The sequence below is a fragment of the Isoptericola croceus genome, assembly GCF_029382255.1.
In the GTDB taxonomy this organism is placed as follows: Bacteria; Actinomycetota; Actinomycetes; order Actinomycetales; family Cellulomonadaceae; genus Isoptericola; species Isoptericola croceus.
In genome coordinates, this window is sequence record NZ_JARLLG010000131.1 from 1 (window position 1) to 280 (window position 280).

A 280-nucleotide genomic window follows, 5' to 3' on the forward strand; every position below is an offset into this window, starting at 1 on the left:
CGGCCGCGACAAACACCAGATAGTATACATTCCAGAACACGGGGCTGCGTGCGAACCCGTGCGCGACATAGCCCAACCCGACGCCGGAGCTCCCGCCCTCCACGGCCAGCGGCACCACCCGGTTGACGAGCACATGCGCCCCCAGCAGCGGGATGAGGGCAGACCCGAGCCTGGCCTGCACGCTTGGCTTGGGCCAGGACTTGAGCAGGTATCGCTGTGCTCGGGTCTCCGCGCCGTAGAGCCGTGCGCTCCGTCTGGCACGGATACTGCGGAGGGTGAT

At 67.5% G+C, this 280-nt stretch carries 1 protein-coding gene; it reads right to left on the reverse strand.

Going from position 1 to position 280, the window contains the following annotated elements; all coding sequences use genetic code 11:
- Positions 1-181: MCP1 family protein (locus PZC42_RS24435; protein WP_277214029.1), on the reverse strand; the 181-nt coding region annotated here is incomplete at its 3' end.
- Positions 182-280: the final 99 nt, after the last annotated feature.